The following is a 17888-nucleotide window of genomic DNA, read 5'->3' on the forward strand; positions in this document are numbered from 1 at the left end:
GTATGCAACGGGTATTGGTTTTTTCCCTACTTCTTTTTTTTCCCATTCTGATCCAAGCAAAAGATGTCCCTACATTAAAAGGTAGAGTGGTTGATGAAACTTGGACTTTGGATACAGGGTTTGTATCAGCAATCGAAAGACAACTCAAAGACCATGAAAGTAAAACTAGCAATCAACTTGCTGTTCTCATAGTTCCTACTTTGGAAGGAGAAGTATTAGAAGAGTATTCTATCAAAGTTGTAGAAGAATGGAGACTTGGGCAAAAGAAAAATGACAATGGAGTTCTATTGTTAATCGCCCTAAATGACCGCAAAATCAGAATTGAAGTCGGATATGGACTCGAAGGTAGTTTAACGGATGTTTTATGCCATCATATCATTGAAAATGAGATAAAACCATATTTTAAAAAGGGGGATTACGAATCTGGAATTCAAAATGGTGTGAATGCAATTTTGGGTGCAATAGAAGGTTCTTATACGGCTCCTGCACCTGAAGATTATTCTCACCTAGGACCTCTTTCATTTTTGGGTGAAATTTCGGCGGGACAAGAAGAAATCCCTTATCAGGTAAAAATATTTATCTCCGTTTTTGTTTTGGTTATTTTAGGAATTTTTACTTATGTTGCAGCTAACGCACCTTATGTTGGTTGGTTTATCTATTTCTTTTTATTTCCCTTTTGGAGTATATTTCCTACTGCAATTCATGGTGCCAATATTGGGGCATCAGTGTTTTTAACTTATGCGATTGGCGTTGGCTTGTATAAACTTTATCATCTATTGACTCCGCATGGTAGGAAAAGGATGAAGAAAGGAATCTTTGGTGGATCATACGGAAGGTCTAGTAGCGGAAGTGGTTGGTCAAGTAGTGGCGGTGGTAGTTCCAGGTCTAGTGGATTTAGTGGGGGAGGTGGCAGTTTTGGAGGAGGGGGTAGTTCCGGAAGTTGGTAAAATCTTAAAAAATTTAAGTATTAGAAACATATCCAATCAAATTTAAGTTTAGCAAATTGTGATGTTACGTAAGATTACCATTGTGATTCTGGGATTTCAATCGGAATGAATATTAAATTAAATCCAAGAAAAATTCCTCAACAGAAACGTTCTATCGAAAGGTATCAAAAAATTGTGGATACTGCGATTGAGTTACTCGGGGAAGTTGGATATGATGATTTAACTACGGATTTGATAGCCGAGAGGAGTGGGATTTCAGTTGGTTCTATCTATCAGTTTTTTCCTAACAAGGAATCCATTATTTATTCTCATGCAGAATCATGTTATTTTGTACTTCATGATCATTTTTTTAAACTTTTAGATGAAGAATTAAAAAAGAAAAAAAAGTTTTCACCAGATTTCATTGAATTCACTCTCCATGCGTTTGACCGGGCATTAAATGAAGTCAAAGGATATCGTTTGATCAATTCTATACTTTATACTAACCAAGCTTTGTTGCAACTGGATATCGAAAGTAATGAACGATTTGCAAAATCATTAGCTAAGAAAGTGATTTTATATTTGTTTCCCAAAGTAGACAAAAAACGTGCTTACTATAGTTCACTGATGATTGTAGAAACAGTGGATGCTGTATTCAAAATTGCGCAAAGAAAGGGAAAAGCGGCCGAAAAAAAGGCAGTGATCGCGGAACTTAGGAATCTTTTGTTCGTATATTTTTCCTCCTTCTTTTGATTTAACATTGACAAAGTTTTAACACAGATGTAGAATTCTCAAAATGTGAGGGAATCCTCATATTCTGGGAAAGACCTATGAAAAAGACCAAAAAGATTTTACTCGGAATCTTCATTGCGGTATTCATAACACTTGGTATGAATCATTGCAGTTCAGAAGATCCTGCCAATTCGGCCTTTGTCCATGTTACGATGATGGACAATGCCTTCCACCCGCCTGTCATACGAACCTTCAAGGGCGGAAAAATTCGATTTGTGAACGAAGGAAACAACCCTCACAATGCAATCTCTATTACCAAAGATTGGTCTACGGAGAAAACATTTGGTAATTTGGCAATGTTTCGCGGTGCACATACAGATGTGTTCTTTCCGGAAGAAGGTGTCTTTCCTTATTTCTGTTCTTTTCATGCCTCGCCTGATGGCAAAATTGGAATGACTGGCGTTGCTGTGATTGGAAATGCAACTTTCAATCCACAGACTAACATTGCTAAATCGAAGATTTCCAAAAAATGGTCAGGGGTCACTCGTAAAGTTCCTTCACAATACAAAACCATTCAGAATGCAGTGGATGCAGCGTCTCCAGGTGACTTAGTCCTAGTTGCCAAAGGAATTTATAAAGAAGAAGTTACTGTCACTACACCTTCGATTGTAATTCGCGGAGAAGATCGCAATGAAACCATCATTGATGGTGAGTTTTTGCGAGGAAACGGAATCATGGTTGTCGGAGCCGATGGAGTTGCCGTTGAAAACCTAACAACAAGAAATGCTACACTGAATGGTGTGTATTGGACTGGGGTGAAAGGTTACCGCGGATCATACTTAACCGCTTATAATAATGGTGATTATGGAATTTATGCATTTGATTCTGTTGATGGTCTCATGGAACATTCCTTTGCTTCTGGATCTCCCGACTCTGGATTTTATATAGGGCAGTGTAACCCATGTAATGCGATTATTAATGATGTGATCTCTGAGAATAACGCCCTTGGATATTCTGGAACCAACTCCAGTGGGAATTTATATCTTTTGTCTTCTATTTGGAGAAAAAACCAATTAGGTATTGGTCCAAATACATTGGATAGGGAATTACTTCCGCCGCAAAAACAAATTGTGGTAAAGAAAAATATTGTTTATGATAATAACAATACCAACGCTCCTTCCAAAAAGTTAGAATATCCTTCTATCGGAAACGGAATCGCTTTACTCGGTGCTTTAGAGAATGTTGTGGAAGACAATTTAGTTTTTAATCACAACAACTATGGAATATTGGTTACCATGAATATCGACGAAAACATTTGGATTTCCAACAACAACGTCGTAAGAAACAATAAGGTATACCATTCTGGCCGAGGAGATATTGCTCTCAGTGGACCTGTGAATGTGGGAAACTGTTTTGAAGGAAACTCCTATGGAGTATCGAGTCCACCACTGCTGGAAACCTTACAATCATGTACAGGAATTCGTTATCCGCATACAGGAGATATGTCTTCTAGTATCGGATTGTTAGCATTATTTGTTCAGGCAAATCTTAGGGAGTTTGTACTCGGTTCTTATAAAAACCAACCAATCCCACCTTCCCAAATGAATATGCCTAAAGAAAGTTTGGATCACATTGTTCCAGCACACGATGTATTTGAAGCAAACAAAGGACTGATTGATAAAGCAGAACTTCCAAAACTAAGCCAGGCTGAATTTGATTCTGCAACGAACAAAATGTACACTTCTGGTTGGAAAGTTCACTTTCCTGGCACATTGAAAACTTGGTATTTCCATATTATGGGATACTTGTTGCCGTTTGCTATTTTTGCTGCTTGGACTGGACTTGCCATTTTGGATCGATTCTCTGGAAAAGGTTCTAAATTGGATTATTACTTTTGGCTAATACTTCTTGTGCCTTTTATTGGATCTTTGATTTATTTGTATTCCAAAGAATCAAAAATTTCTAAGGTCGTTCGGAACACAGTAGTGATCGGTGGCATTTTACTTTTCTTTACAATTCTGGCTTATGCCGGTTATGCGATGACGGCGGTAACGGAACCGTCTGTAACTTAATATAGGAGTTTATTTATGGAAACAACTTTTGCAAACCCAGGTTTTTGGACTTATTTCATCGGATCTTACGCGTATTACCTACCTTTTGTTTTAACAATGGTTTGGGCTCCTTTAGCTTTGTTTGGTTTATCCAAACAAAAGGGTATGGATACAACAAAACAAATCATTTGGTCTCTTGTGATTTTGGTAATTCCTGTGGTTGGACCTGCGGCTTATCTGCTAGTGGCTGATACCGAATACGAAAAAAAATTCAAACAAATTGCTGTTGGTGGCGGTCTTGGAGTTTTAGTTCTTGTTTGGATACTCAGTTTAGTTTCGCACATCTAAGAAATAAGAGAGTATCATTATGGATCGGAAGAGTTTTATAACAACACTAGGATTTGGTGTTATGGGATTTGTTGGATCACTTTTTGGGTCTATCAAATTCAATTCGCGGAACTCTGAGGAGATTTGTGGACCTTCTGATCCTACAAGTTCAGTTGCTACCAACTTTGGTGTGGTAACCACTCCCACCGTAACTGATAACTACCAAAACTCCATTGGAGCTGGTGGAAGTTTACGGGGGACAAATACCTATGGTAGTATGGCCCACCCACCTTTTTTTATCAAAGAGGAATATACCCAACGATTTTACTACCCACCTAACTACAAGAATTCGACACAAAAGATAAAAGATTTTAATTTAAATCTTTTTCCTTTGAGTATGAATATCGCACATAACGTAAATTATCCAGCATGGACCTTTGATGGATTGGTTCCTGGGCCAGTGCTTCGTGCGAATTTGGGAGACAAACTTCGAATCCATGTCAAAAATTCTAGCCCTGATCCACATTCTTTGCACTTTCATGGAACTCATGATCCTTTAGAAGATGGATGGGAACCTATTCCTGCATTTGGTGAAAGAACCTATCAGATTGAAGCAGGTCCTATCGGACTTCATCCTTACCACTGTCATGTTCCGCCACTAATGGTGCATACCGCCAAAGGGTTGTATGGTGCATTGCTTGTGGATCCTCCGATCAAACGAAAACCTGCTCATGAATTTGTTCTAACCTTTTCAGGATGGGATACAAAAGGAAAAGGTAAAAATGATTATTATACTTGGAATGGAATTGCTGGGATTTATGACCGTTATCCTATGAAAGTTCCCGTAGGGGAAAGGGTTCGATTTTACATACAGAATATGATGGAACGAGAACCAATCATTACTTTTCACTTACATGCGCAGACATTTGATATCATAAGAAGTTTGGGAAGTATTATTCCCGATGGACATTCTGATGTTGTGAGTATTGGTCAAACGGAGCGAGTTGTGATTGAATTTGTTCTTAAGAAAAAAGGTCGGTATATGTTTCATCCGCACCAAACTCATATGGCTGAAAATGGGGGAATGGGTTGGATCGTAGCCGTATAACTTTGGTTTGTGTTTTTTTGATTATTAGTTTATTTACTTTTTGTAAATCGAAAGAAGATACAATTAAAGAGGAATGGAAACATCTGTCTTTTGTGAAACCAGATGGAAGTTTACTCGAACCAAAGTTTTGGTCTGAAAAAAAATCTGTTTTATACTTTGGATTTTCTCATTGTCCTGATATGTGTCCGCTCGCCTTAACTAATTTCGGAAGAGCTTCCTTAATCCTGGGGGAAAAATCGAATCGTTTCCGATTTATCTTTGTTACACTTGATCCGGAAAGGGATTCTCCTACGACATTAAAAAATTACATAAATAATTTTCCAGGAAAGAATTTAACAGCACTTTCCCCCAATGCAGAGTCTCTAATCAAACTTACCGATCTATTTGGAATTGTGAGAGAAAAGGTGGGTGAAGGTAAAAATTATAGAATTGATCATTCCAATTTTATTTATGTGTTAGATGAAAATTTAAACACACTCGCAAACTTTCCTGGTGGAGTATCCGCCAATGGATTGGCGACAAAACTCAGAGAACTTGCGGAACTCTAGAGGTAAGTATAATTTCGATTTCTGTTCTTGCACCTTCAGGATAATTTCTAGTTACTTCGAAACTAAACTCTGAATATAGGTTTTTCAAACGTTCTTTAATATTACCTAAAGATCGTTCTAATAATTTTCCTTTATCGGCAAGTAATTCTTCGGGAATACCAATCCCATTGTCATAGACAACAAAACTAAACACAGAATCACGTACCATTTTTGCATGAATGAACAATTGGAACTGTTCGTCTGCTGATCCGCGGAAACCATGTTTAAATGAATTTTCGATGATGGGTTGTAAGAGAAGTGGAGGCAGTACTACCGAAGAAAAGTCACCTGATTTTTTAAAATCAATTTGGATTGTATCATAAAATCTTAACTTTTGTAAATGAAGGTAATCCTCTAAAAAATTCCACTCTTCTTCGAAAGGAATCCAATCTCTATCAGTTCTATCGGAAATGAATCTATAATTATTGGCAAGACTCAAAATTGCATCCCCAATTAACTCTGGTTTAATTTTATGAAGAGCATGGATCGTATTTAAAGAATTAAATAAATAATGTGGACTCATTTTAGTTTGTAGAGTTTTGAGTTGACTTTCTTTTAGAGATTTTTCTGCTTTTAATAAATCTTCTTTGTACAACTGTGCTTTTTGTCTGTTCGCAAATATCGTACGTTCTAAGGCAAATCCTTGAGAGATAACACCGAACAACACACCCCAAAGAACTACTTTTGAATTTGAGTTATCATTGGTTTTGATAGCCAAATAAATTTCTAGAATCACAAGAAATAAGGTAATGCTAAATCCAATAAAATGTCCAAAGGCTTCAGGGTTTCCTTTTTTCCAAGCTTCATAGGTAATATAAATTGGTCCGAGTATATTGATGAGATTGAATAAAATAAAAAAACTTCTGCTGCTGATCAGTAAAGAATGCGAAACATCGAAGAATGGAAGTGAAAAAACCAATATAGTTGTTAATGAACAAATTAATACGTTAATATAAATCAATATATCGAGGACTCGATAACTTCCGCCACCAAAGAGACGACGAACTCCAGATAACATGGGTACAAAAACAAAGTTTGACGATATAGTTGTGAGTATGAATAAAGTTTCTGAATTGGTGAAAAGATATCGAATGAGTACATTTGAAGTAAGTCCGAGTAATCCAAAACATAGCGAAAAGGCAGCAAAATCCAAGAGTATATTGTATTTTTTCTTAAGTTCTATGAAATATACTAGGGCACAGATAATTCCAATCATTAAGAAGAACGAATGAAAGAAAATGGTTGTTAGGTTTTTTAAAGCTATCTCGCGGTACAACGCAGTTTGTTTGCCAACTAGGTTTTCGATAATCGTAATGATAAAGAGAATTCCTTTTTTATGATACAGTCGTAGGAAATAATATTTAGAATCATCATTTGGGATTTTTACCCAATCAAATTTTGATTGGAATATATTAGGTAGTTTTTCTTGCTCAAGAAACTCCCCATACTTAAATACGGAGTCACCATATTCGGTAAATATTTCAATATTTAATCCCGAATGTTCTAACAGAATATACAACTCTTCATTTTCTTTGGGGTTGGGAAAAGCTTTGCAACGTAACCAAATAAATTCAGAATCTGTGATTCGTTGGAGTTCTGTATCATTGATCCAACCAGAAACTGATTCCCAATATACCTTATGCATTTTTTGAAAATCAATTTCACCATTATCATCTGCTGGTATGTCACCAACAAAGTATTCTGTATTTTCTGTTAAATAGTATTCTGATAAAGAACTGTCAGTTGGTTTTAATACAGAATAAAAATACGATGTGATTGAGACAGTTACAACTAGAGCAAGGAGGCAGATTGATAGAGTGGGTTTTTCTAAAAATCTGCTCCAATAGTTTTCCATAAAACTTACGTTAGTCTTCTAGGGAAAAAAGTATCGGTAATCTATGGGCCATTTTTTTTGGCTGACCTTGCACATAACCCGGACTGAAACGAACACGTTTTATGAGTTTCATCGCAGCCTCTTCAAATCCATATCCAGCCCTGCCGGAAACAATTTTTGCTGATTGTAGACTCCCATCTTCATTCACCTGAACAAGAAGTACTACTTGTTTTTCAACAATGTTTGCAGCTTTTGCTTGAGGAGGAAAGTATTCCTTTAAGTCAAAGTCAATGATGGCCGTCGGCATCTTGTCTCCGTTAAACGAAAAAAGATATCCGTCTTTGTCTGTTCCGTTGCCTGAAAGTTGGTTTGGATTGATGTCTGAATTGTCAGGTTCATCGGCTTTGTCTTTATTGCTTCCTTCCACCCATTCCTGTTTTTCTATAGGAGCCGGAGAGGAGGTTCCACCAATGAGTTCGGGAGGAATTTCTTCAAAACTGACATCGACATCTTCGAAGTTAGATTCTTCTACTACTTCATCACCCCGTAATTGGCTAATTTTATAACCAGCGTAAGTTGCGGTATGGACAAACAAACTACCGATCAAACAAACATGAAATAAACGTTCTCTATTTTGTTTGATAGAATGTTTGAATGATTCCAATAGTTCCGCAAGGCGATTCATTTTTTTACACTGAGGGCAATTTTAGTCACACCCGCTTTTCGGATGATTCCCATCAGCTCCGTAATTTTCCCATAAGGAAGGCTTTCATCAGCAGAAAGAGTCAAGCGCATGTTAGGTCTAATTTTTGCTTCCCTTTCGAGATTTCTCACTAAACCTGAAATATCCGTATCTTTTCCCTCTAAGAGAATAGCACCTGTTTTTGTTAAAGCTACTTGCACCGATTCGGCAACGTTCGGATCTGCAGCTTGTACTTTTGGTAAATTGATATTTAAACTTTCTTTTTTTAGAAAGTTTGCCGTTACCATAAAAATGACTAGAAGTACTAAAATCACATCCACCATGGGGGTGATGTTTATACTTCCAATTTCTTCGTCTTGAGAACCTGATGCTCCAGCCATAATTATACCTTTGTCTTATTCATTTGATAAGAGAGTAGTTCTTTTTTCAGAATTTCCATATTCTGCAAAATGACTTTGGACTTTCTAGAAAAATAATTGTTCGCCATTACCACTGGTATCGCAACTGCAAGACCCGCAGCCGTTGCTAGAAGCGCTGTTGAAATGGACCGCATCACAACTTCCGCACCTGAACTTCCCAATGTACCCAAACCATAAAATGCTTTAATCACACCAAGCACTGTTCCAAGTAATCCAATAAACGGAGCATTGTTACCCAAAGTATTTAGAATTGGTAAACGTTTTTCCAGCTCCAATTTTTCAGATAGAATTTGGCCGTCTAAACTTTCGTCCAATCCTTTTCTTCCTAATTTTAATTGTTTGAGTGCAAACTGTACGAATCTTGTGTAGATGGATTCTTCGCCCGCATCAGTTTTCCAATGAATTTCTGGTTCTTCTTGTAAGGAAGTTCTAACTTCATTTAAGTAATCGTCGTTTTTTTTACCAATGGATTTTTTATAATAAATTAATCTTTCGGCAAATACGGCTAATGCGATCACACTCGCTACTGCCATTGCAATAAAGACTAACTCTTCACCTATTTCTACATACTCTTGCATACTATTCTCCGTTTTGAATGATATTAAATAATAAATATAATGGAATCTGGTCTGTACTGATTTGATTGTTCGTCGATGCGAAACAAGATCTCAAACAAGAAATTGCTGAACTAGATGTTAGACTAGATTCTATCAAAGCAGGAATCGTTGATTGTGTACAAAGTCCAGAATTTGTTTTTGATTTCCAATCGGTTACTTGACAATTGAAGGCACAGGTTTGAGCAATACCCGACATATTTTTATAAGCAGTATTGATCATTCCTTGGCAAGTTAGAGTTTTTGCACTAGAAGTAGTCGCAGTAAAAGGAGCTCCAAGTGAATCAGCATAAGCTTTGAAACATAAATCTTTGTTTGTGATGATTGATTCACAGGTTTCTTGTGGTGCATTCGGAGTTAAAAGGTATTGTAACAATACCGTTTCTTTATATGAATCTTCAAATTTTTTAGATTCAGCACAAGAGAAGAGTAGCACAATTCCAAGAAAAAAGATTTTGTAATTCATTAGAAATGTACCTCCATACCAACGTTGAAAAAAGGAATAACTGTTCCACCCGGAAGTTCTAAAGTACCGAAGGTATCATTTTCTTTAGGGTTTGTTGCTGAGAATGGCCTTGAATTATCAAAATCATAACCGTTTTTATTTTTTCTCATGTAAACGTTTACGATTTCTAAATACCAGTTCATATAACCCCAAGAATAGTTTTCAAAAATATCGAAACGAATATCGAATCTATGAAAATCAGTTCCACGTTTTACATACCCATATTGTGGTGAATTTGGATTATTGGAATATTGTGGGTTCCAATAGGTAAGACCATTAAGAGGATTTGAAAATCTACCTCCATCATCTCCAACCACTGGGCGTGATGGAACTGATGTTAAATAACTCCATCGACCGCCAATTTGGAAACTTTCACTCATTCTCCAACCATAAATAAAGTTTGCAACATGAGTTCTATCCCATGGAGCTAATTGTTCTTTTGAGTTTGGAAAATATGCTGCAAGAATTTTTCTTTCGATCCCGCCAACTTGTGATGTATCACCTTCGTAAACTTGGTATAAGTTAGTGTTCTGAAAAGACTGCGACCAAGTATAGGAAATCCAGCCAAACCAATCTCTTGTGCCTGGGCGGGCGTTTTTACGAATCAAAAGTTCGTATCCATGCGACCAACCCGTAGCCCTGTTTGAATAGTTTAACGGACGATTGGCGACGATCGGTTGTGTTAACCATTGACCCTTGTCTGGGTTTAAACCCACAGGACTGGACACGTAAGGATCATCAATAATGGTATCTGTGAACTGGTTTTTGAACATTTCCACTTTTACCTGCCAAACCTGATCAATTTTTTGATCGATACCTGCACTGACTTTCCTAGCTTTTTCGAACCGTAAATCAGGGTTTCCTGTTTCTGCGTTAAAGTTTGTGGTTAATGGAAATCTGGAGACGTCCCCACCACTTCCATAAACAGTCATTCCTTTCCCAATTTCTGGAAAGGTATAGGAAGCAGTAGCTCTTGGTGTTAAGGCTCCATTGCCCGTGACTTGAACATAGTCATAACGTGCACCTGGTTCGAACAAAAAATTACCAAATTTAAAATGTAACGTTGTATAAGCATTGTAGTAAGGAGAATTTCCTTGAATGCTAATCGGTCTTCCCACAAAATCAGGGTTTGCCGAATTGTATGGGTTAGGTGACGGATTTGTTGGATCTCGAAGAGCCACTTCGGTTCCATAATCTCTAAATGAAAATCTTCTAACTTCTGTTCCAAAATCAACTTTTAGAAATCTAGTTGCCGTCCAATAAGCATCCTGACGAACACCAACATAACTTCCTCTCTGGTATTGTTTTCCTTGGATAGTTCCAAATCCAACATTGTATTCACCAATTGGGTCAAAGTTAATCAATGTAATACGGTTTTGAAACTTGTCACCTGGAATCCAAGTATAACGAAGTGCCGTAGTTCGAAAACTTTGCCCAAAACTTGCTTTAGCACCACTTAAAAGTGCAAAAGCGGAAGCAGTAGGATCATTGGCTGGTTTGTTAGGAACATCGATAGCAAAGTTGTCTTGAGCCGATAGATTATAAAAAGAGATTTGGTGCTCTGGCGTAAAGTTATGAACATACTTAATTTGAGAGTCGTTATAACGCGGAAGACGAATCCCTTCTGGCAGTAGACCAGTTGCCCCTAACGTTTTATCCAAATATCCAAGTTTACCAGCAATTGCCAGATAACCTTTACCACCTGAAGTGGGAGTTGCCGCATAGGCCGTTGTATTCCATAAGGAGACTTGAAATGCACCTTTGGTTTTTTGAACAGAGTCAACAGTTTCAATTTCAATGATACCACCTGTCGCATTATTAAAGTTTGCTGGATAAGCGCCTGAATATAAGTCAATTGATTTGATTAAATCGTTATGAATCACCGATGTTAATCCATCTAAGTGGAATGGATACAAAATGGGGAGATCATCATAAAGATAGGTGTTGGCATTAGGATTGGCACCACGTACAATAATCCCGTTAGCACCACCACCAAGACCTAAGTTAGGAATGACTCCAGGAAGAGTTTCCAATGCACGGAGGGCTTCTCCAAAAGTACCTGGCATCCTTTTGATTTCTTCATAACGCACCTTCGTTCGGGAAGATACTGTCTTTTCACGTTCCCCTTCCACAACGATCCCTGTTTTGGGTGCACTTGCCTTTTTTTCTGTATAGATGGTTCTTGATTCATCTTCAGAGCCTACGGAAATCTTTAATTCTTGGATTCCGGTGTCACGTAACAATCGCAAGGTGTAATCACCAGCCGATGGAAATTCAAGTGTTACATTCCCTTCAGCATCAGTTTGCGCAAATTTTTTCGTTTCAAAAATTAAAACAGATAAGTTCTGTTCTGCAATTTCCTTTTTAGGATTGATCAGTTTTGCACGAATACTCACCGCGAACAGTGGGGATCCAATACAAAGAAAGAAAATCCCAATTAAGAAAGGGTTATTTAATTTGAATTTTACTGAGTTCATTGAAGTTTAAATACCAAGGGAGGTCTCCCGTTTCTTTTTCGAGGTAAATTAGAGTACAGGGTAAGGGATAACCGAGAAACGGACATTCCGTACGCGTAATCGCAATTGTACAAAAATCCAAATTCCTTTGGATTGGTTTATTTATGATCACTAATGGTGGATTTGGAATGGGATTCCCGCATTTTTCTGAAGCAAATTTTGCAGCAGCGTAAACTTGACTTTGTGCATCGTTTGTATCCACACGATCCACACCAGGTCCACAATGAATAGTTAACCCAATGGATAGTATAAAGATTCCAGTCCAGAATTTCATTTGGTACCTTTTGTCCCAGGGCTTTCCGCTTCTTCTGGTTGCCCTACCACATCAGCTGTTACATTCACTACCGTAACTAATCCCAAAGGAAAGTAAGCCTTGTCTTCTCTTTGGATTTTGATGTTGATTAAAGTTTTTCCAGTAGGATATTTTTCTAAAATTTGGCTCATCGCTAGTTCAACATTTGGTGCTTTAGTAACCGGAAACATTCCGAGTAAATAGAATGCGGAGTCTTGTCCTTTCCCTTTACCAAGAATTTTATATTCGGTAGAACGTACAACTGTAGCTGAATCAAATAAATGGATTTCCTTTGGAACATGGGAACCGATACAACCCATCGCCATGATTAGGGCCGACATAAAACTGATAAAGATTTTGAGAATCGAGGTTTTCATTCGTTATTTATCTTTTGTTTTTAGTTGTTGGTTGAGATGGAAATCGAACCAAATCACCTTTGATTGTAAATCGGTAACGTGTTAAAGGTCCAAATATAGATTTATCATTCCAATAACGAATGTTAACTAGTGCATCACCAGCATCCTCTTCCATTACTTTTTCGTATAAATCAGTAATAGGAGGTTCGGTAAAAGGTATGCCAAATATGATAAAATCTAATGCATACCATGTAAAGGTTTTCTCTACAGTTTTTACTGTTTCGTAAGGTGTGTTTGGGATCGGTTTATTGCTAGTAGCAATTCCAACGGATGAAGATGCACAATTAAATAAACCTAAAGTTAAAAAGAAAATGCTTACTGTTGCAATAAAATGTTTCATAAAAAGACTCCGTCTTGTGTCCAAATACTATTTTTATGGCTTTGGTCAACGGATTAATTGGGCTAACGAAGATTAACTACTTAACTTGGAATGAACGCTACATATTCTGGAGTGAAATCCGAATCTGTTACAGTTTGAGTGCTTCTTTTAAGTTTTGAGCAAAAGACCTACCAACCGGAAGGGTGGTTTCGTCCTCATTTTTTAGTTGGATGGTATAAGACCCACCTTTATCATAACGGAGACTTGTCACGTAATCTAAATTAACCAAAAAACCTTTATGAATTCGAATGAACTGTTCAGAAGGTAATTTTTCTTCAATTTCTTTGAGTAATTTTGAAGTTTCGTAATCTTTCTGGGAAGTATGAATCACACAACTTTTGTTATTAGCAGAAATGAATTGGATGTCTTGGAGAGGTAATAAAAACACTGCGGAATCTGATTGGATTTTCAGATTGGTTAACTTTTCTTGAGAAGAACTTTTGATTTGTTTTGATTCTTGTAGAAATCGTAAAGCTTTATCCACGGACTTTCGAAATCGATCAAACGAAAATGGTTTTAGTAAATAATCAGTCGCATCCAAATCAAATGCTTCGACTGCATGTTCGCTATAAGCAGTTGTGATAATAAAAAAAGTGGATTTGTTATGTTCCTTTCTTAAAATATCCATTCCATTGACAGCGGGAAGATTAATGTCCATGAAAACTAAATCAAATTGTTTTTCTTGGAGTAAGTTTAGTGCTTTATCACCACTTTCTGCTATCCCTGACAGTTTTAACTCGGAGCAGTTCATAATGTAATCCATCATGAGCATCCTTGCGGGATATTCATCTTCGATGATTAGAACTGAATAAGAGGAGGATTCCATGTTTATACTTTATGTTACATCAATAAAGAAAAATGTTACATCGTTTTTTAGTTCTTCTTCTGAAAATTTTGAAATTTGAACGATGATTTCTTGAGATAATGTTTTTATATCCTTGTTTTTTCCTTTTTCAAGTAGATCAAGTATTTTGCTTTCACCAAACAATTTATTTTCTGCACGTGCTTCTGTTACACCATCTGTGAAAAAAAAGTAACGGTCCCCCGGTTGTATTTTGTGGGTCCATTCACCATAAGTAAATGAGTCTTTCCAACCAATGATAGGACCTTTTACATTCATAAATTCGAATTTGCCTCGAATTCGATTGTAAATGTATGGGTTAGGATGGCCAGCAGAGGAAAATACAATATTCCTTTCTTTAGTATCAATGAGAGCACAACAAGCCGTAATAAAATATCTACTCACAAGGGAAGTCAAAGCTTGGTTCATGTGTTCTAATACATCTTTGGGCGAGTTGATATTTTTTGTAGATTCTCTGAACTGAACCTTTACCATCGAAGATACAAAGGCTGCCGGAACACCGTGTCCGGCTACATCAGCGATTAACAAAAGCAGGCGGTGGTCATCTAACTCTACCCAGTCATACAAATCACCCCCCACTTGTTTCATGGGAAGGTAGGTGGTATGAATTCGAATTCCAATTGTATTGGGGTGTTCTTTTGGTAGAAGATAACTTTGAAGTTGGGATGCAAAGAATAAGTCTTGTTCTAAGTCTTGGTTTTTTTCCCTAAGTTCTATGGTTCTTTCTCGAACTCGAATTTCCAGATCCTTAGTTAATATGGAAAGTTCTTTTTCGTTTTTAGCATGTCGATACGAGATAGCAACTCCAGAAAGTATCATGAGAATTAAAAAACCATATTGGGTTAAATAGATATTCTTTCCTGAAGTTACATCGATGATGATGTCAATGGTAGCACCGATACAAATTGAAATAAAACCAACTGTCAAAAAGTAAGCTTCCGCTTTTTTGGCTTTAGCTGCTCGAATGACACCTCGAACAATAAAGAAAACAACTAACAACAACGAAAATTCCCAAATTCGGAGTAGTAAGATCCTAGTTGGTATTTCTATTTCCCAAGTTTGCGCAAATGCAATACAGAGAAGAAAAAAAACGAGTAATCTTTCTTTCAGGTGGAATTTGGTTTGGAATAAAGAATAACTAAATAAAAAAATAGTAACGGGTAATAAAGTTTGCGAAGTAAAAAATACCTTTAACCAAAAGAAAAAGGAAAAATTAGTATATGTATAACTAATGTTTAATAGAGGTAATCTCCACATAACAAAAATTAACGTGGATAAAAAGAGATAGAAATTTGCTTTTGCCTGTCTTTTTAGAACAATAGAAAAAATTTGGTAAGCACCAATCCCAAAGAACAACATAATAAAACAAAAATCTCTCCCATCCTCGCGAATGATAAACTCTTGTAATTGTTCGTAATTTCCCATCACCGGAATTTTTCGAAACAGACCACCTTGAAATGTTTTATTACGGAAATGGATTTCAATTTCTAGTTCATTAACTTCGTTTACTTTGAGAACAGAGCTGGGTATAAAATATAGTCGTTTGTAATACCAGTTGGGAGAATACAATCCATCTGCGGAAATGCTACCAGTTTCCCCTAACAAAACCCCATTCACAAAAAGTTTATCGACTTCTTGGACTCTGTCTAAATAGATACCAAGTGGTTTGTTGTCTGGTTCGTAAAAGAAATGGGTTTTGTAAGAGCCGTGAACCGGTGGGTTCATTCCTTGTAAAGAGAGACCTTTTCCTACTTGGATTGGTTTTGTTTCCCCTTGGGACGTAAAAGTCCAACCTTCCGACAAAGTCGTAAGGTTTTGAGAACTTACTTTCAATGGTTCCGAGGAAAGCGAAAATACCGCAGTAAGTAAAAAGGGGAAAATAAATGAGAGGGATCTCATCACTATCGGCTAAAGATAGTCCTGTACAGAGAGAATGCAAGTTGATTTTCAATCTCTTATATAGTTTAGTTATTTTTTTGGAGAGAATCTAAATGACAATCACTCAACTTCGATATATCGTCGCTTTGGATCAGTTTAAAAGTTTTGCAAAAGCCGCCGAACATTGCTTAATTGCTCAACCCACTTTGAGTTTGCAAATTCAAAAGGTAGAACAAGAGCTTGGTTTCGAATTGTTCGATAGAAAAAAAAATCCTGTCATTACCACAAAATTAGGCAAAGCGGTGGTTGATCAGGCAAAAAATACCTTAAAGGAAGCAGATAAACTCTTTGAAATTGCTGGCCAATGGAAAGATGAACCTGCTGGAAATATTTCGATTGGGATCATTCCTACAGTTAGTAATTATTTAATTCCTTCTATCTATCAAAGTTTACAAACGGAGTTTTCAAAAGTGAACTTTCGGATTTCGGAATTACCTACCTTAACCATTCTCGAAAAATTAGAATCTGAGGAAATTGATTTAGGGATTCTCGCAACTCCACTCAAAATTTCAAACATCGTCGAACACCCGCTTTACTATGAGCCCTTTGTTGTTTACTATCCCAAAAATGCCAAAGAAAAAACTTCTTCAGTCTCTATGAAACATATTGAAAAATATCCACTCCTTGTGCTTGGAGAAGAGCATTGTTTTCGTCACCAGTCCTTAAAAATCTGCAATCGGAATTCACTTGCGAAAATTGAAAGTGGAAGTGTGGAAACTCTCAAACGAATGGTGGATATGGGAATTGGAATCACTCTTTTGCCCAAATTATCTATAGAGAAATCTTCGGAGCGGATTGTTCCTTTTGATTCTCCCGAGCCCGCCAGGGAAATAAGTTTGGTTTACAAAAAAGGATTCTACAAAACCAAAATTTTAAAAAAACTCACAAGTTTGATTCTTAGTGTGATTCCCAAAGAATACCATTCCAAAGAAAAATTTAAAATCATTGGGGTGTCTTTAAACCAAGATTAAAAAGATCGATTCATTTCCCTTAATAGTTTTTGTAAATCTGTAAATTTATAGTATTTATTTTACAAATGATCAATTTGCGAGTATATTCTTCTTAACATCAAAGGAGGATATTCAATGTCCAATATCAACACTCAAATTCCTGACTTTACAACGGAAGCTTTCCATAACGGTGCTTTCAAAAAAATTAGCAAAAAAGACGTCCTCGGAAAATGGTCCGTATTTGTTTTTTATCCTGCGGATTTTACATTTGTTTGCCCGACGGAACTTGGCGACGTAGCAGATTATTATGAAGAACTCCAAAAAATGGGAGTAGAAGTGTATTCTGTTTCTACGGATACACATTTTGTTCACAAAGCTTGGCACGAAGCAAGTGATACCATCAAAAAAATCAAATTTCCAATGTTAGGTGATGCTTCTGGCAAAATCACAAGAGGATTTGGAATTATGATTGAAGAAGATGGTCAAGCTCTTCGCGGAACATTTGTGGTGAATCCAGAAGGTGTGATCAAAACTGCTGAAATCCATGATCTTGGAATCGGACGTTCTGCTGAGGAACTAGTTCGTAAAGTGCAAGCAGCACAATATGTTGCAAACAATGACGGCGAAGTTTGTCCAGCTAAATGGAAACCAGGTAATTCTACTTTGAAGCCAGGTCTTGACTTGGTAGGAAAAATCTAAACAATATTAGGCGGGCATAAGCCCGCCTAA

The 17888-nt window shown here is 36.9% G+C and carries 18 protein-coding genes and 1 pseudogene; 8 read left to right on the top strand and 11 right to left on the bottom strand.

What is annotated here, in order from left to right; translation table 11 throughout:
* The first annotated feature begins 2 nt into the window (after positions 1-2).
* The 6 genes from LEP1GSC203_RS07285 (at position 3) to LEP1GSC203_RS07310 (ending at position 5692) form a co-directional block, all read left to right on the top strand.
* Positions 3-947: a TPM domain-containing protein gene (locus tag LEP1GSC203_RS07285; protein WP_002973524.1), complete on the top strand. Its 945-nt coding sequence runs from the start codon at positions 3-5 to the stop codon at positions 945-947.
* Between the two features lie 105 nt (positions 948-1052).
* Positions 1053-1679: a TetR/AcrR family transcriptional regulator gene (locus LEP1GSC203_RS07290; RefSeq protein ID WP_002973548.1), complete on the top strand. Its 627-nt coding sequence runs from the start codon at positions 1053-1055 to the stop codon at positions 1677-1679.
* Positions 1680-1756: 77 nt separating this feature from the next.
* On the top strand, positions 1757-3730 hold the full coding sequence (locus LEP1GSC203_RS07295) for a right-handed parallel beta-helix repeat-containing protein (RefSeq protein WP_002973317.1): 1974 nt from the start codon (positions 1757-1759) through the stop codon (positions 3728-3730).
* A gap of 15 nt (positions 3731-3745) precedes the next feature.
* Complete coding sequence (locus LEP1GSC203_RS07300) at positions 3746-4057, top strand: PLDc N-terminal domain-containing protein (RefSeq protein ID WP_002973352.1); 312 nt, start codon at positions 3746-3748, stop codon at positions 4055-4057.
* A gap of 19 nt (positions 4058-4076) precedes the next feature.
* Complete coding sequence (locus LEP1GSC203_RS07305; protein WP_039937475.1) at positions 4077-5144, top strand: multicopper oxidase domain-containing protein; 1068 nt, start codon at positions 4077-4079, stop codon at positions 5142-5144.
* Positions 5126-5692, top strand: coding sequence for an SCO family protein (locus LEP1GSC203_RS07310; protein ID WP_039937575.1), 567 nt, complete (start codon positions 5126-5128; stop codon positions 5690-5692). The genes LEP1GSC203_RS07305 and LEP1GSC203_RS07310 overlap by 19 nt, the downstream gene beginning before the upstream one ends.
* Here the strand turns inward: LEP1GSC203_RS07310 and LEP1GSC203_RS07315 are convergent.
* The 11 genes and pseudogenes from LEP1GSC203_RS07315 to LEP1GSC203_RS07365 all read right to left on the bottom strand — a co-directional run bounded on the left by LEP1GSC203_RS07315 (position 5670) and on the right by LEP1GSC203_RS07365 (position 16170).
* Complete coding sequence (locus LEP1GSC203_RS07315) at positions 5670-7586, bottom strand: sensor histidine kinase (protein ID WP_002973503.1); 1917 nt, start codon at positions 7584-7586, stop codon at positions 5670-5672. The two genes, LEP1GSC203_RS07310 and LEP1GSC203_RS07315, sit on opposite strands and share 23 nt — an antisense overlap.
* A gap of 10 nt (positions 7587-7596) precedes the next feature.
* Positions 7597-8067 (bottom strand): annotated as a pseudogene (locus tag LEP1GSC203_RS07320) (energy transducer TonB); the annotation flags it as partial.
* A gap of 179 nt (positions 8068-8246) precedes the next feature.
* The gene (locus tag LEP1GSC203_RS07325) at positions 8247-8648 is read right to left on the bottom strand and encodes an ExbD/TolR family protein (RefSeq protein WP_002973390.1); all 402 of its coding nucleotides are present in this window, start codon (positions 8646-8648) and stop codon (positions 8247-8249) included.
* Positions 8649-8650: 2 nt separating this feature from the next.
* Positions 8651-9265, bottom strand: coding sequence for a MotA/TolQ/ExbB proton channel family protein (locus tag LEP1GSC203_RS07330; protein WP_002973478.1), 615 nt, complete (start codon positions 9263-9265; stop codon positions 8651-8653).
* A gap of 1 nt (position 9266) precedes the next feature.
* The gene (locus LEP1GSC203_RS07335) at positions 9267-9767 is read right to left on the bottom strand and encodes a hypothetical protein (protein WP_002973251.1); all 501 of its coding nucleotides are present in this window, start codon (positions 9765-9767) and stop codon (positions 9267-9269) included.
* Positions 9767-12283 carry a TonB-dependent receptor plug domain-containing protein gene (locus LEP1GSC203_RS07340; protein ID WP_002973381.1) on the bottom strand — a complete coding sequence of 839 codons (2517 nt, stop codon included), beginning with the start codon at positions 12281-12283 and terminating at the stop codon, positions 9767-9769. Before LEP1GSC203_RS07340 ends, LEP1GSC203_RS07335 begins: the two co-directional genes overlap by 1 nt.
* Positions 12255-12596, bottom strand: a complete 342-nt coding sequence (locus LEP1GSC203_RS07345) for a hypothetical protein (RefSeq protein ID WP_002973350.1) — start codon at positions 12594-12596, stop codon at positions 12255-12257. Before LEP1GSC203_RS07345 ends, LEP1GSC203_RS07340 begins: the two co-directional genes overlap by 29 nt.
* Complete coding sequence (locus tag LEP1GSC203_RS07350; protein WP_084764927.1) at positions 12593-12940, bottom strand: hypothetical protein; 348 nt, start codon at positions 12938-12940, stop codon at positions 12593-12595. The genes LEP1GSC203_RS07345 and LEP1GSC203_RS07350 overlap by 4 nt, the downstream gene beginning before the upstream one ends.
* A 58-nt stretch (positions 12941-12998) precedes the next feature.
* Complete coding sequence (locus LEP1GSC203_RS07355; protein ID WP_002973418.1) at positions 12999-13370, bottom strand: LIC20211 family lipoprotein; 372 nt, start codon at positions 13368-13370, stop codon at positions 12999-13001.
* A 127-nt stretch (positions 13371-13497) separates the two neighbouring features.
* On the bottom strand, positions 13498-14235 hold the full coding sequence (locus LEP1GSC203_RS07360; protein ID WP_002973292.1) for a LytR/AlgR family response regulator transcription factor: 738 nt from the start codon (positions 14233-14235) through the stop codon (positions 13498-13500).
* A gap of 9 nt (positions 14236-14244) precedes the next feature.
* Positions 14245-16170: a PP2C family protein-serine/threonine phosphatase gene (locus LEP1GSC203_RS07365; RefSeq protein ID WP_002973243.1), complete on the bottom strand. Its 1926-nt coding sequence runs from the start codon at positions 16168-16170 to the stop codon at positions 14245-14247.
* Between the two features lie 92 nt (positions 16171-16262).
* Between LEP1GSC203_RS07365 and LEP1GSC203_RS07370 the strand changes: the two genes are divergently transcribed.
* Entirely contained in the window at positions 16263-17180 is a 918-nt protein-coding gene (locus LEP1GSC203_RS07370; protein ID WP_002973518.1) for a hydrogen peroxide-inducible genes activator, read from the top strand.
* 114 nt (positions 17181-17294) lie between these two features.
* Entirely contained in the window at positions 17295-17858 is a 564-nt protein-coding gene (ahpC, locus tag LEP1GSC203_RS07375) for an alkyl hydroperoxide reductase subunit C (RefSeq protein ID WP_002973446.1), read from the top strand.
* Positions 17859-17888 lie beyond the last annotated feature (30 nt).

The sequence above is a fragment of the Leptospira terpstrae serovar Hualin str. LT 11-33 = ATCC 700639 genome, from assembly GCF_000332495.1.
Lineage (GTDB): Bacteria > Spirochaetota > Leptospiria > Leptospirales > Leptospiraceae > Leptospira_A > Leptospira_A terpstrae.